This is a genomic window from Sphaerochaeta sp. UBA5836 (genome assembly GCF_002432845.1).
GTDB lineage: Bacteria > Spirochaetota > Spirochaetia > Sphaerochaetales > Sphaerochaetaceae > Sphaerochaeta.
Map to the genome: position 1 here is coordinate 19,155 of NZ_DJGW01000114.1, position 14,029 is coordinate 33,183.

Consider the following 14,029-nt stretch of genomic DNA (forward strand, 5'->3'; position numbering starts at 1 on the left):
CTGTTTGGCGCACGTTCAACCTTTCTCATGGAACATCTGAGCAAGATAATACCCTGTGTAGGAGTCCTTGCATAGGGCAAGTTGCTCAGGAGTTCCGGTTGCCACGACCATTCCGCCGCCGTCCCCGCCTTCGGGGCCGAGATCGATGAGGTGGTCGGCTTGCATGATCACATCGAGGTTGTGTTCAATCAAAAGCACAGTGTTGCCTTGATCAACCAGCCGGTTGAGGACCTCCATCAACTTCTTCACATCGGCAAAGTGCAGTCCGGTTGTGGGCTCATCAAGCACATACAAGGTTTTCCCCGTCCCGTACTTGGAGAGCTCCAGACTCAACTTGACCCTCTGAGCCTCTCCTCCACTGAGTGTAAGGGCACTCTGACCAAGTTTTATGTACTCAAGACCTACAGAAATAAGAGTATCTATCTTGCGCTTGATTTTTGGGATGGCGCTGAAGAATTCACTCGCCTCCTCCATCGTCATATCCAAGACTTCGTGAATATTCTTGCCCTTGTATCTGACAGCCAGCGTTTCCTTATTGAAACGTTTGCCGTGGCACACATCGCAGGTAACATATACATCAGGAAGAAAATTCATCTCAATCTTGAGCGTACCGTCGCCCTGACAGTTCTCGCATCGGCCGCCCTGCACATTGAAAGAGAAGCGCCCGCTCTTGTACCCCCGTGCCTTGCTGTCCGGCAAGGAGGCAAACAGTTCACGAATCGCAGTGAACACACCGACATAGGTTGCCGGATTGCTCCTTGGAGTTCTTCCAATCGGGCTTTGGTCGATGTTGATCACCTTGTCCAGGTTCTCAACCCCCGAAATGGTGGAAAACCCATCAAAGTTCGGATGTTTGCGGGAAAGCTGTCTGCGTACAGCGGGTAGCAACACCTCATTGAGCAGAGAACTCTTTCCACTTCCGGAAACTCCGGTGAAAACGACCAATTTCCCCAAGGGAATTTCTACATCGATGTGTTTGAGATTATTCTTGTTGGCACCTTCAATGCGAATGGCATGGGAATTGCCGGCCCTTCGGGTGGAAGGAATTTCCATGTTCAGCTCACCGCTGAGGTACCGGCCAGTGATGCTGTCGGGATTGAGGGCGACCTCCTCCGGCTTGCCTTGTGCGGTGATGTAGCCGCCATGCACACCGGCCCCCGGGCCCAAATCAACGAGGTAGTCAGCTTCACGAATGGTTGCTTCGTCGTGTTCCACAACCAAGACCGTATTGCCCAAGTCCCTGAGGTGTTTCAACGTGTCGATCAATTTTTGATTGTCTCGCTGATGGAGACCTATGGAAGGTTCATCCAACACATACAGCACGCCGCTCAAGGCGGAACCGATCTGCGTAGCAAGGCGGATGCGTTGGGCCTCGCCCCCACTGAGGGTGGCACTGCTGCGATCAAGGGTCAGGTAATTCAACCCGACATCACGCAAAAACGAGAGTCGGCTGCGAATCTCTTTCAGGATTTGGTAGGAGATTTGCTGCTGGCTCTCAGTCAAGGTCAGCTTCTGGAAGAAACCATTCGCTTCCTTGACCGACAACCTGGTCGCCTGCATGATGTTCAAGTCGTTGATGGTGACGGCAAGGGCTTCCTCACGGAGGCGGTCGCCATGACAGACCGGACAGACTTTCGAGGTCTGGAAGCTGTTCATCCACATCTTGATCTGCATGCTGTTCGTCTCATAGTACCGACGTTGCAAATCAGGAATGATTCCGGGAAACGGCTTTTCAACCCGATAGGTCTGGCTCGACTTCTCCCTGGTATACTCAACGAAAACATGTTCTTTCGTCCCATAGAGAATCGCCTGGATCGTCTCTTCTTTCAAATCAGCGAAGGGAGTATCCAAGGTGAACTTGAAATGTTTTGCAAGAGCCTCGAACTGGGAGCGGGCCCATTGGGCATCGGGGTTCATGGTAGCAATGGCGCCTTCGTTGAAGCTTTTCGAGTAGTCGGGAATCACCAGGTCGGGATCGAATTCCGTCTTAACCCCCAAGCCGTTGCACTCAGGACATGCACCAAAAGGATTGTTGAAACTAAAAAGCCTGGGTTCCAGTTCCGGCATGGTGATTCCGCAATGGGCGCAGCTGTTGCGCTCACTGTAAATCTCTTCATGTTCCTCATCGTTGTCACCCAAAAAGGTGATCTTTACCAAGCCTTGGGTCATCTCGATGCAGGTCTCAATACTCGAAACAAGACGAGTACGGATTTCGCTCTTTAAAATCAGTCGATCGACTACGACATCGATGGAGTGCTTGTACTGTTTATCCAGCTTGATGGGGTCTTCCAGATTGAACATCTGTCCATCGACCTTGACCCTGACAAATCCAGAAGCTTTTGCATCGTCAAAGACTTTCTTGAACTCCCCCTTCTTCCCGATTGCAACCGGTGCACTGACAATGATTCTTGTGCCTTCCTGCGCCTTGAAAATGGCATCGATGATCTGGTCGATGCTCATCTCGCTGATAGGGCGGCCGCACACATGACAATGAGGAGCCCCCACGCGCGCCCACAAGAGACGAAAATAGTCATAAATCTCGGTAACCGTTCCAACAGTCGAGCGAGGATTGCGATGGGTTGATTTCTGTTCGATGGCGATTGCAGGACTCAAGCCTTCCATGTAATCGACATCGGGTTTGTCCATCCTGTCCAAGAACATTCGAGCATAGGAGCTGAGGCTTTCCACATAGCGTCGCTGTCCCTCGGCGAAAATGGTATCAAAGGCAAGCGAGCTTTTGCCGCTTCCGGAAATCCCGCTGATGACGATCAGCTGGTCCTTGGTCAATTCGAGGTCAAGGTTCTTCAGATTGTGTTCTCTCGCACCTTTGATAATCAATCTATTTGGCATGTTCAATGGCTTCCAACAAAGCAGCTTTGGCATCCTGCTGCGTGACTTTCTTTACCAACACACCCTTCTCATAGAGAAAGATGCTGTTGCCGATGCCCGTAATCGCCAAATCTGCTGCTTTGGCTTCTCCAGGCCCATTTACTTGACATCCCATGATGGCCACCGTCAAATCCTTGTCGATGGTCAGCAGGTCTGCCTCGATGGACTGTAAAAATCCCTGTGAATCGAAACTATGACGGCCGCAACGAGGGCAACTGACAACCCGTATACCCTTCTTGCGCAACCCGAGGGTTCTCAACAGCTCTACTCCTGCCTGCACTTCGGTCTCGATCTCACCGGTGATGCTGATTCTCAGGGTATTGCCGATACCTTCGCTCAGGAGCTGGCCCAACGCCCACGTGGAGCGGGTGATTGCACTGACAACCGATCCTGCTTCGGTGACACCTAGATGCAGAGGATAGCCGCTGAGACTTGCAAAGAGACGGTTCGCCTCAAGGGTGACCTCGGTGTCGCTGGCCTTCAGTGATACTACGGTATTGGTGAAGTTCGCCTGTTCAAACCAGGAGAGATAGGTCAAGGCGGTATTGCACATAAGAGTTGGTACAGGATCATTGCCTTTGGGAAGCGATCCGCTGTTCAAACCAATCCTGATGGCCGTGTTGTGGTCCTTGGCGCTCTTGACCACCTCATCCACCTTCCATCTTGAGCCGATGTTGCCTGGATTTATCCGGATTTTCCGGCATCCGCACGCAATCGCATCCAAGGCGAGCTGATAATCGAAATGAATATCAGCAACCACGGGAATGGGGCTGTGCTTGCAAATATATGCAAACGATGCATGGTCGTCCTTGGAAGGATAGGAGAATCGTATGATATCACAGCCCATGGCATTGAGCTTGCCTATCCGTCTGAGCAGGTCATCAAGGGCCCCAATGTCTTTTGGGAGGGCGCTGTCATACATCGTTTGTATGAGAATCGGAAAACCCCTGCCCAATATTGTATTTCCAATCATTACCTGATGGTCACCTGTCATTGTACATCTCCTCGTCCATCGTACACAAACACTTTACAATTGTAAAGTATAATCCTACGATTCCAAGACAATTGTCATTCGTTTCACATCGGAGGTCGAGTCCTTTCCTGCAATACCCAGGGCATAGGGTTCCCTGGGCATAAACAGGGTGAACATCCCAGGCTTCGCCGTAATGACCGTGCTGATCGGACTGTCGTTGATCTCCATCCAACCTGCATCGTCCTTGGCAACCCCCTTGCATCGCTCGCTGTAGGTCAAGCCGAACAACTCCTCTCCCTGAAGCATCACCACAAGGGTCGCAGCTGAATCATGGGCTCTGAAGATACCGGAAAAAGCAGTCGGAACATACGATTCCACGGTCACGGAAAGTGTCCCGATTTGATAGGTCCCCTCCTCATGCGATGAGGCCAGGACCTCTTGGATCCGGTCAAAGCTCTCAAGAATGGGAGCATATTGTGTAAGATTTGCGAGACTATCGTGAATCATTGCCACCTCACCTGAAGGCTAGGATATACCAAAAGGGAAAGCTCTTACAAGAAGCGTCAAGGCCTGGGTCTGCTTGCCAAGCTCTTGAAGGTGCCGTACAGTATCGTCATGTACTATACCAAACCGTATAACAGCCCGATAGGACCCTTGTACCTGACCTGTAGTGAGACTGCCATCACCAAGCTCTCCTTTCATGGCTCGGGCGCAGGGCCTGAAGCAGATCATCCTTTGCTCGATTTGGCTTTTCAGCAATTGGATGAGTATTTTGCCGGTACCAGGAAAGCATTCACCCTGCCCTTGGCAATCGAGGGAACCCGGTTTCAAAAACTCGTATATGCCGCCTTGCTGAATATCGGCTACGCCAAGACTGCAAGCTATGCAGAAATTGCCTGTGCCATCGGCAATCCAAAGGCTTGCAGGGCGGTCGGAATGGCCAACAACCGCAATAGGCTTGCCCTGCTCGTCCCCTGCCACCGGGTTATCGGAACAAATGGTTCATTGACCGGCTATGAGGGAGGCTTGGAGAAGAAAGCGTGGTTGTTGGATTTTGAACGCAGCCATAGCTGAACACACAAGAAAGAGCATCCCTGACAAGGATGCCCTTCTTGATGAACCGTTGCTTGGTAAGCTGCTTATTGCAGAGCGAGCAGGCTGAAGACGAGGGTGAAGAGTGCCACGGTCTCAACGATACCGATGACGATGAAGTAGTTGGCGGTTCCCTTTCCTGTTTCAGCGAGTGCATCACAAGCATTGGCGGACACTTTTCCCTGCATCCATGCAGAAAGACCGATGGCAAGACCTCCGAAGACTCCAACACCAAGAGCCAGGGTTGATGCAGCGCCGGCGGCAATGGCGGCTGAGATGAAGTTCATCAACAAGAAGCCATAGATGGTCTGGGTAAGTGGAGCACCAGCGAATGCGACCATGATGAAGGGAGCGGGCTTGCCATTGGCATAGCACTTTTTCCAACCTCCGACGGCTGCCTGAGCTGCAGCACCTGCACCCAGTCCCGATCCGAGAGCTGAAAGAGCCAAGGCACAAGCCATTCCGATAAATTCCAAATTTGCCATGATTTTCTCCTTAGTTGTTACCAAACAACGATTAGTTTTCTTCCACCGTTTGTGCAAACGGTTCATATGCGATCCCGGTCCACTCCATTCCAAGCTGGCCGGAGAACTCCAAGAGATTGAGACGCACCCCATGTACGACCACACTGAGCAGCCCCATCACCAAGTTCAGGGAGTGCCCGATAACCAAAATCAAAAGACCGGCCGGCAAAGCCCATCCGCCGAGCATGCCGCTTGCCATGCTGTTGAAACTTTGGGCGATTGCCACCGACGCCATGCCGACTGCAAACAATCTGATGTAGCTCATGATGTTCGAGAAGGCGCTGATGGTATTGAGGAAGGTGGTGAAAAAGCCACCCAACCCGCTGAGCAAGCCCTTCACAAACGGTACACCGGGACCTTGACTTCCAAATCCGACAACCAGCAGGAATCCTACCCCGACGATGCTGAAAACCATCATAACATTGGCAGGTTCTCCCACTACCAGTTGGAGAACGATGAAATACAACGCCAGGATATCGATCAACCATCCGATGTCAGCGACAAAACTCAAATTCTTCTCCGGAATCTTGTGGATGATGTTCATGATGCAGGCCAGGGAAAGCTGGACCGTACCGATGATGAAGCAGAACTTCATCACTTGGTTCTGGGCTTGGACGGCACTAAGGCCAAAGAGCTCGGGATAGTTGGAAATGGAAGGAATCACCAACTTCTGCAGGAAAGGAAGAGCAATCAGGATCTCTTTCGACCCGAACCACGTACCTGTCAAGCAGCCCCATACCACCGTAGCAATACTCAAGACATAGATGAGCATCACCAAGGTTGTCGCCTTCTTTTGCTTTGCATGCAACCCGACCGCTATAGCCAAGAAGATCAGGCCATAGCCCGCATCTCCAATGATCATGGCGAAGAAGAGGGTGAAGAAGAGCAAAAACCAAGTGCTGATGTCATTTTCACGGTAACCGGGCACCGTTCCCAGGATGTCGAACACCGGCTTGATGATTCCCACACCCTTTGCATACTTGATCAGGGTTGGAGGAGTATCCTCCTGTGAGACATCATCGAGCAGATAGGCCCACTGATGGGTCTTTGCACAGCTCTCAAACTTTGCAACTTCCGGTTCAGGCAGATAGCCGCATATCCAGGTCAGCTCGTCGCTTGTCTCAAGCAACTGTCCAACCCGTTCAAATCGCATCGCCATCTCGATTTTCTTCAGCTGCAGGGAAAGAGCATCAAGATATGCTCCTCCACGCTTCAAATCCTGCAGAACCTGGGCATGGAATTTTTCATTGGATGCTAAACGCTTTTGCAGGAATCCAAGCCCGTGCTCAGGAAGGAAAAATCGAGTAGCAGACACTTCGGGGGGAAGCTCGCTGCCAACTGTGGCAATCGCTTCAAGGCCTCCCACGGGTGCCAATCTCAAGTACTCTATGGAGGAATCAAGTCTTTCCAAGTCTTTCTTTGAAAGCGTATAGAAGAACAACTTGATCCCTTGTGCTGCAAGGGAACGGACCTGGTCGGGATCGAAGTCACCCCAGGCTTTCAATGAATCGATCTGGATCTTGTCATGAGCCATCTCTTCTTCAAGTTTCTTCCTGCTGTCCAAAAGCCCTTGATAGCGCTCCAACACCTCGACGAAGGCTTCATCAGGGAGAGAGAGCTGTTGCATCTTGGTCTTCTTGTCCTGCAAATCTTCAATGGAGGAACGTATTTGGCTGATCTGGTCGAATGACTTTTCAAGCCCCTCAATCCGGTCATTTCGTATTTGCTGGGTGTCGATATGCAAAAGGCCGGCTTTTCTCAGGTCCCTGAGCATCGAACGACCATTATGCGCCTGTACAATGATATAGGCTTTTTTCATTGGTACTATCATATCAGGCCCCCTGCACCAGTTTCTTCTTTGCAATCTTACCCCGTACGACGGCAGCGGTCTGCTGGTCGCCAAGGTAAATCCCGATGCGTCTGATATTCTCTTTCGCTTCAGGAATCTTCACTTTCTCAAAGAGGTTTACCCTCTGGCTGGTGGTTCTCAACTCCCTTCCGAGCAGTTTGATCTGTTGTTCCAAGGTTGCAATCAGGGCATCGTAACGAGCACAATCCCGAAGACTCTCCAGTCCCTTGTCGACCCAAAGCGGATACTCGCGCAAATCATAGGAGATGGGGATGAAGGTCAATTCCTTGAAAACAGGAATGGTCACTCCGGCAATATTGCCCTTGGTCCGAACCACCCGGTCGACTTTCACCAGCTGTTCTACCTTGTTTTCAGCACTGAAGGCCGTGTTTTCATGATAGACGGCAATCCAGCTCTGCATATCCTGAACCAGCCTTTCCTGCTTCACCCTCAAAGAAGCAACCTCAGTCTCAATCTGCCTGATGACCATCTGCAGCTGTTGCTTTTTCAGCTGCAGGGTTGGCAGATACCGCTGGAATTGCTTCAATCGGTCTTTCTGCAGTTTCTGCTCGTTCTTCGTCAGTTTGACGGCCATGCCAGCTCCTTAGTCGTTCAACTTCTTCGGCCAGCGGCTGAGGATAAGGTCACTCTTCAAACCGGTTTCATTCGGTTCGAAACATTGGGAGAGAATCTCCCAGCCCAGATCCAGAGCCTGCTCGAGAGGAATATTCACACTCAAATCCATCAACTTGGTTTCAAACAACCGACCGTACTTGAGCAGCTTGTCATCCCATTCCGTCATCATGAAGCCCATGGACTTCTTCTCCACCGACTCCTTGTAGGATGCATAGAGCTTGATCATGCCGTCCATCAGGGCACGGTGGTCGTCACGGGTATCCTTGTTTACCTGTTGCTTGAGACGGCTCAAGGAACCGAATGGTTCGATACGGCCGCCCTTGAGATAATACTGACCTTCGGTGATGTAGCCGGTATTGTCGGGAACCGGGTGCGTTACATCATCACCGGGCATCGTTGTGACAGCCAAAATGGTAACAGAGCCTGCACCTTCAAAGTCAACAGCCTTCTCATAACGGGCGGCAAGCGAGCTGTACAAATCTCCCGGATATCCTCGGTTGGAGGGAACCTGATCCATGGTAATGGCCATTTCCTTCATGGCATCGGCAAAGTTCGTCATATCGGTAAGCAGGACCAGCACCTTCTTTCCATCAAGGGCGAACCGCTCAGCTACTGCAAGGGCCATATCAGGCACCAGCATGCACTCAACAGTCGGGTCGCTTGCCGTATGGATGAACATGATTGTTCTGCTCATGGCACCACTGGCTTCAAGCGTATCCTTGAAGAACAGGTAGTCATCGAACTTCAAACCCATGCCGCCAAGAATGATGAGGTCAACTTCAGCCTGCATGGCGATTCTTGCAAGCAACTGGTTGTACGGCTCACCGCTTACCGAGAAAATCGGAAGCTTCTGGCTCTCGACCAGCGTATTGAACACATCGATCATGGGAATACCGGTTCTGATCATGTTCCTGGGAATGATGCGCTTGGCAGGATTGACCGCAGGACCACCGATATCAATCATGTTGTCGGTCAGACTCGGTCCGTTGTCACGCGGCGTACCGGTACCGTCGAATACACGCCCCAAGAGGTTTTCGGTGTAGGAAACGCGCATCGGAACTCCCAAAAAACGCACCTGATCCCCGGTCGATATTCCCTGGGCACCACTGAAAACCTGCAGGGAAACCAGATCATTGTCGAGTTTGATAACATTAGCATAACTCTGATCAGTACCAGTAGTTACTATTGCTAGTTCACTGTTGCGCACCCCTTTGGCACGAACGGTGATGACGTTTCCGACAATGGATTCAATTTTTGAATATACCTTTTGCATCTGCAACCCCTTAGATCAGCTTCTCGGCATCAGGATCAATGGCAACCTGCCTGCCCTTGTAGAGCGTCACAATCTCTTTCTCGATTTGCTTGAAGCGCTCGCCTTCGAAAGGAACGTTGTTCCAGTCAAGAAAGTGCTGTCTGATCGTATTGAAGAATGAACGAACTTGTTTTTTATCATCAAAGGCAAATTCACTTGCCAATACCTTGAACAACAAATCGAATAAATAACACTGTCGCTCAACAGGAACAGAGGAGTCGAGCGGGTCGAAGGAGTTCTGTTGGAGATAGCAGGCATCGAGGAGTTCACTCTTCTGATAGGTGACGTAGTCTGCAATGGAAGTACCTTCCTCACCCACCACCTTCATCATCTGGTTGATCTCACTTCCTTTAAAGAGAATGCCTCGAGCATACTCCACCTTTTTCCCCTTGATGACACCCTCATACTTCGACCATGAGGAAAGAGGATCGATGGCCGGGTATTTGCGTGCGTCGCTTCTCTCCCGGCTCAAGCCGTGGAATGCACCGACTACTTTCAGGGTGGCCTGGGTGACAGGCTCCTCGAAGTTGCCTCCGGCAGGACTGACCGTTCCACCGATGGTTACCGAACCGATTCGCCCATCCTTGAGGCGTACCTTGCAGGCTCTTTCATAGAACTCGGCTATTCTGCTTTCCAAATATGCGGGGAAAGCTTCTTCACCGGGGATTTCCTCAAGCCTTCCGCTCATCTCACGCATGGCCTGGGCCCAGCGGCTGGTGGAGTCGGCAAGCAGCAGAATGTTCAGACCCATCTGCCGGTAATACTCTGCAATCGTTACTGCCGTATAGACGGAAGCCTCGCGGCTGGCTACGGGCATGGAGGAAGTATTGCAGATGATAATGGTTCGTTCCATCAACGATCTGCCGGTTTTGGGGTCGGTGAGTTCAGGGAACTCTTTCAATACCTCTACAACCTCACCGGCACGTTCACCACAGGCGGCGATGATGACGATATCAACATCGGCGTTGCGGCTGGTCATGTGCTGCAAGACCGTCTTTCCCGCCCCGAAAGGACCGGGCGTACAATAGGTGCCACCCTTGGCGACAGGCAGGAAGGTATCAATGATCCTGATCTTGGTGACCAACGTCTCATCGGGTCGCAGTCTCTCTTCATACAACTTGATGGCTTTTTTTACCGGCCAGGTGAAGACCATGGAAAGTTCTTTCTTGTTGGCCTTGTCGTCTTCAATAATACAGACGATGTCGCGCACCCCATAGGTTCCTTTCTTCTTGATGGAAACCACCTTGTACGGGATATTGGCGAGATTGAACGGCACCATGATCTGGTGGGTGAACAACCCTTCAGGAACCGTTGCGAAGGTGTCGCCGGGATAGAGTGTATCGCCAACCTTGACCGTGGGGGTGAAATCCCAGCTCTTATTCGGGATGGCATCAAGATAGACACCGCGCTGCAAAAAGAATCCGCACTGCTCGGCAAGCTGGGGAAGCGGATTCTGCAGGCCGTCGTAAATCTGTTGCAGGAGGCCGGGTCCCAAGGACACACTCAACATTTCATCAGTGAATTCAACGTTGTCTCCTACACTGATGCCGTTGGTCATTTCAAAAACCTGAAGGGCGGCGGTGTTCCCATTGATGCGGATAACCTCGCCCTTGAGGCGGTCGGAACCGACCTGAATATACCCTACCTCATTCTTGGAAATGGCGCTGTCGAATTCGACCGTTACCATGTTTCCATTGACGCCCAGAACACGTCCACTTGTATTTGCCATATCAAACTCCACTAATTGTTCGCTATTTCAGTTTGAATATTGGAGAAGAGACGCTTGAACTCGGCATTTCCCTCCTCACGGGTAAAGAGACTCTTTCGTTGAAGCAGTTTCAGCTTGAGTGCAAAACCCAAGAGAGCCTCGATGTCAAAAGTATGCAAGGTCGCAAGCTCGTCCAAGAACTTCCAATGCAATGCAAGCAAGAGCATTTCCGCTTCCAATACATTATCCTGGGCAAGAGCCTGACGTACGGTATCGCTGATTCTTCCTTCCTTGTCACCATCATTGCGATACACAGGATCGGAAAGAGACAATTTTCGACTTCGCTGTTCCACCAACTCCTTGTTCACCATCGATGCGAAGTGCTGATACGCCTTCAAAAAAGGATGGGAAGAAGGCTCACCGCTCAAAGCCTTGCATAGCAGGCGGTAGTGATGTTCACTGACAAGCGGCTTGCAAAGCCCAAGAAAGGTGTCGGTCGAAAATGAAAGCGGCCCATCCAAGCGCAACGTCGGCAAGGTCGCAACCAGATAATAGTAGGAAGCCACGTTGTCTCCTTACTTCGCCTGACTGAAGACGATTTTTTCGATTGCAGGAGAGAGGAATGGCTTGAGCAGCGCTGCCGTCTCCTCTGCACTGAAATCATAGAATGAAGCACCGTTCTTCTCAGCAATCCTGAAGCCGGACGCAACTGATGGAACAGCCTTGATCTCAAGACCGTCCTTTATGGCAGAACTCAATGCTCCGGCAAGATTTTTGGCAAGTGCATCAAAGTCCTTCTGATTGAGCTGTACCTCATAATCCTTCACATCACTCAGGGATGCAACAACCTTTGCTATCAGGCCGACCAAGTCACTTGATGAATAGGCCTTTTCCACCTGTGCTACAAGAAGTCTGTCCAATTGGTCGCTGATGGCTTTCTTGAGGGAGAGCTGTACATCCCGACTGGCCTGTTGCAGGCTCGATCGTGCACTCTGGTCACGGGTGTCGATTTCCCTCCGGGCATTTTCCAGCAAGGAAGCAGCTTCCTTTTTCGCCTCCCTGATTATACCTTCAGCCTGAGCCTTCGCATCAGCGATAATCTGAGCAGCCTCTTTTTGGGCAACCTCAATCCCATCCTTGCGGATGGAAGCAACCAAATCTTGAATTTGTTGAGCCATCTGATCTCCTACCTTCTACTGTGTGCATAATGATACGGGATAACGCCGACTTGTGCAATCGAACAAGAGACCCCTATCTTCTGGACAAACTCTGCCAATTATCCAGCAAAGGTACAGAAAATTCAACCTATTTCTGCAGATTTTTCTGAAGTAAAGCATGGTAATATGGTAACTCACAGCGAATATCTGTTGCAAGTCACACGAATGGTTACCCGGATGCATGGATGGTTTGCATACATGAGATTCATTTGATACCATGCATGCATGCTTGTGAATGAACGATACTCCCACTTGTTTACCAATCAAAAAGTACGCGGCTTGATCCGGATCAAGAACCTTCAGAACAACCGAAGCCTGCTCGTAGGAAGCGAAGACATTGCCACCGATATCCAGCGCATCCGTTTCTCCCTCGATCTGGGGACATATGAGAACGACGCATTGCAACAGGAATATGAGTCCATCGGCCTCGAGCTTTTCAGCATCGATGCCTACATCCAGGCATCGGAAGATGAGAACCTCCAGGCACTGCTGGCTGAACACACCCAACAGATGCTTGCACAATCCAATCTTATGTATTGAAGCAAAAGAGGGCACTTTACATCTGTCTCTTCAGGAGGAGGCGGATGTATTACTCACTCACCTATCAATCGCAACAAAGGTTGTTCACTACAGCAGATGAGGCATGGCATCGACTGCGTGCCGGTCAAGTATGGATGGAAATGCATGATTGCATACTGATCGATTACCTGCTTGTACCACACAGCATGCAATGTGTCATACATGGCAGACTCAAGCTGGGTGCAAGCAAATTCTTGAACATATGCCCTCTTACGAACGAACAGCTGTTGACTCTCCTCGGAGAGCTCGGAAAACTCGGAAAAGAGTATCCATTCTGCGGAACCTATGAACTGTATCACGCAAGCAAGTGTTTTGCAGAATTGGGAAAGGCAGGGTATCACTATCCGCCCTATCCCCTTTCCGTTATATTGCAAGCCAAACGCGAACGATCAGAAGCCGGCCTGCCTGCGATCGGAAACGATGAGATTGCGTAACGCCTGCACGGTCACCCGTATGGCATCCTCGGTGTCATGAAGCTTGGGGTTGTCCATACCCAGAATCTCACGCTCTTGGTTGCCGACAACTGAAAAGGCGCTGCCGCACCGGGCTCCCAAGCGGGCGGCGACGACAAACAGGGCGGCACTTTCCATCTCACTTGCAAGCACCCCCAGGCGTTTCCAGGCCTCCCACTTATTGATCAACTCGTAGCTGACCGGCATGACGGCCGGATCGTGTTGGCCGTAGAATGAGTCCTTGCACTGCACCACCCCCACATGGCTGCGCTTCCCCAGTTGTTTGGCAGCCTCGACCAAAGCCTGCACGACATCAAAACTTGCAACCGCAGGAAACTCAATCGGGGCATACTCCCGGCTGGTTCCTTCCATACGTACAGCTGCGGTAGCAATAACCACATCACCTCCCATTACGGGAAGCGCAATCCCGCCGCAGGTTCCCATGCGGATGAAGGTGTCGCTGCCGCATTTGAACAGCTCTTCCATTGCGATGGAAGCCGAAGGCCCCCCGATTCCGGTGGAGGTTACCGAAACTTTCTCCCCATCCAGGAATCCGGTGTAGGTCACGTACTCGCGGTTGTCAGCCACCAACACAGCCTCATCGAAGTATTTGGCAATGAGCGGAACCCGCTTGGGATCACCGGGAAGGATTACATAGCGGCCTACATCGCCTTCCTTGATATGCAGATGGTATTGAATACCCGTTCCATTCATATAATCGGACATACACGTTGACTCCTTTACTGCTTTGTATCGTACCATTACAAAAACAGAAGTGCAAGAAAGCTCATCACCTTA

General features: G+C 51.0%; 13 protein-coding genes. 2 read left to right on the forward strand and 11 right to left on the reverse strand.

Annotated features, from left to right (window positions below; genetic code table 11):
• Positions 1-15: 15 nt before the first annotated feature.
• The 3 genes from uvrA to B3F49_RS11840 form a co-directional block, all read right to left on the reverse strand.
• The gene (gene uvrA / locus B3F49_RS11830) at positions 16-2,850 is read right to left on the reverse strand and encodes an excinuclease ABC subunit UvrA (RefSeq protein WP_293911318.1); all 2,835 of its coding nucleotides are present in this window, start codon (positions 2,848-2,850) and stop codon (positions 16-18) included.
• On the reverse strand, positions 2,840-3,862 hold the full coding sequence (gene ispG / locus B3F49_RS11835; RefSeq protein ID WP_293911321.1) for a (E)-4-hydroxy-3-methylbut-2-enyl-diphosphate synthase: 1,023 nt from the start codon (positions 3,860-3,862) through the stop codon (positions 2,840-2,842). Before ispG ends, uvrA begins: the two co-directional genes overlap by 11 nt.
• A gap of 75 nt (positions 3,863-3,937) precedes the next feature.
• A complete protein-coding gene (locus B3F49_RS11840; RefSeq protein ID WP_293911323.1) occupies positions 3,938-4,369 on the reverse strand; it encodes a YhcH/YjgK/YiaL family protein in 432 nt (143 codons plus the stop codon).
• Positions 4,370-4,477: 108 nt separating this feature from the next.
• Here B3F49_RS11840 and B3F49_RS11845 point away from each other — a divergent pair, with 108 nt between their 5' ends.
• A complete protein-coding gene (locus tag B3F49_RS11845) occupies positions 4,478-4,936 on the forward strand; it encodes a methylated-DNA--[protein]-cysteine S-methyltransferase (RefSeq protein ID WP_293911324.1) in 459 nt (152 codons plus the stop codon).
• Positions 4,937-5,001: 65 nt separating this feature from the next.
• Here the strand turns inward: B3F49_RS11845 and B3F49_RS11850 are convergent, their stop codons facing one another.
• From B3F49_RS11850 to B3F49_RS11880, 7 genes are read right to left on the reverse strand one after another with little or no spacing between them, the layout of a single operon-like run.
• On the reverse strand, positions 5,002-5,439 hold the full coding sequence (locus tag B3F49_RS11850) for an ATP synthase subunit K (RefSeq protein WP_013607121.1): 438 nt from the start codon (positions 5,437-5,439) through the stop codon (positions 5,002-5,004).
• A 31-nt stretch (positions 5,440-5,470) separates the two neighbouring features.
• Entirely contained in the window at positions 5,471-7,297 is a 1,827-nt protein-coding gene (locus tag B3F49_RS11855) for a V-type ATP synthase subunit I (protein WP_293911327.1), read from the reverse strand.
• A 13-nt stretch (positions 7,298-7,310) separates the two neighbouring features.
• The gene (locus B3F49_RS11860) at positions 7,311-7,922 is read right to left on the reverse strand and encodes a V-type ATP synthase subunit D (protein ID WP_293896433.1); all 612 of its coding nucleotides are present in this window, start codon (positions 7,920-7,922) and stop codon (positions 7,311-7,313) included.
• Positions 7,923-7,931: 9 nt separating this feature from the next.
• Positions 7,932-9,236, reverse strand: coding sequence for a V-type ATP synthase subunit B (locus B3F49_RS11865; RefSeq protein ID WP_293896436.1), 1,305 nt, complete (start codon positions 9,234-9,236; stop codon positions 7,932-7,934).
• Between the two features lie 10 nt (positions 9,237-9,246).
• On the reverse strand, positions 9,247-11,004 hold the full coding sequence (locus B3F49_RS11870) for a V-type ATP synthase subunit A (protein ID WP_293896439.1): 1,758 nt from the start codon (positions 11,002-11,004) through the stop codon (positions 9,247-9,249).
• 11 nt (positions 11,005-11,015) lie between these two features.
• On the reverse strand, positions 11,016-11,549 hold the full coding sequence (locus B3F49_RS11875; RefSeq protein ID WP_293911329.1) for a DUF2764 family protein: 534 nt from the start codon (positions 11,547-11,549) through the stop codon (positions 11,016-11,018).
• A gap of 9 nt (positions 11,550-11,558) precedes the next feature.
• Positions 11,559-12,161, reverse strand: a complete 603-nt coding sequence (locus B3F49_RS11880) for a V-type ATP synthase subunit E (RefSeq protein ID WP_293911331.1) — start codon at positions 12,159-12,161, stop codon at positions 11,559-11,561.
• Positions 12,162-12,425: 264 nt separating this feature from the next.
• Between B3F49_RS11880 and B3F49_RS11885 the strand changes: the two genes are divergently transcribed.
• Positions 12,426-12,740, forward strand: a complete 315-nt coding sequence (locus B3F49_RS11885; RefSeq protein WP_293911333.1) for a hypothetical protein — start codon at positions 12,426-12,428, stop codon at positions 12,738-12,740.
• 428 nt (positions 12,741-13,168) lie between these two features.
• Here the strand turns inward: B3F49_RS11885 and udp are convergent, their stop codons facing one another.
• Positions 13,169-13,957 (reverse strand): uridine phosphorylase, encoded by a 789-nt coding sequence (gene udp, locus B3F49_RS11890; RefSeq protein ID WP_293896451.1) that lies wholly within the window; start codon positions 13,955-13,957, stop codon positions 13,169-13,171.
• Between the last annotated feature and the right edge of the window lie 72 nt (positions 13,958-14,029).

Excerpts from the sequence above, each read along its gene's own strand:
- uvrA (WP_293911318.1), bottom strand. The coding sequence starts at position 2,850 with ATGCCAAATAGATTGATTATCAAAGGTGCGAGAGAACACAATCTGAAG.
- ispG (WP_293911321.1), bottom strand. The coding sequence starts at position 3,862 with ATGATTGGAAATACAATATTGGGCAGGGGTTTTCCGATTCTCATACAA.
- B3F49_RS11840 (WP_293911323.1), bottom strand. The coding sequence starts at position 4,369 with ATGATTCACGATAGTCTCGCAAATCTTACACAATATGCTCCCATTCTT.
- B3F49_RS11845 (WP_293911324.1), top strand. The coding sequence starts at position 4,478 with ATGTACTATACCAAACCGTATAACAGCCCGATAGGACCCTTGTACCTG.
- B3F49_RS11850 (WP_013607121.1), bottom strand. The coding sequence starts at position 5,439 with ATGGCAAATTTGGAATTTATCGGAATGGCTTGTGCCTTGGCTCTTTCA.
- B3F49_RS11855 (WP_293911327.1), bottom strand. The coding sequence starts at position 7,297 with ATGAAAAAAGCCTATATCATTGTACAGGCGCATAATGGTCGTTCGATG.
- B3F49_RS11860 (WP_293896433.1), bottom strand. The coding sequence starts at position 7,922 with ATGGCCGTCAAACTGACGAAGAACGAGCAGAAACTGCAGAAAGACCGA.
- B3F49_RS11865 (WP_293896436.1), bottom strand. The coding sequence starts at position 9,236 with ATGCAAAAGGTATATTCAAAAATTGAATCCATTGTCGGAAACGTCATC.
- B3F49_RS11870 (WP_293896439.1), bottom strand. The coding sequence starts at position 11,004 with ATGGCAAATACAAGTGGACGTGTTCTGGGCGTCAATGGAAACATGGTA.
- B3F49_RS11880 (WP_293911331.1), bottom strand. The coding sequence starts at position 12,161 with ATGGCTCAACAAATTCAAGATTTGGTTGCTTCCATCCGCAAGGATGGG.
- B3F49_RS11885 (WP_293911333.1), top strand. The coding sequence starts at position 12,426 with ATGCTTGTGAATGAACGATACTCCCACTTGTTTACCAATCAAAAAGTA.
- udp (WP_293896451.1), bottom strand. The coding sequence starts at position 13,957 with ATGTCCGATTATATGAATGGAACGGGTATTCAATACCATCTGCATATC.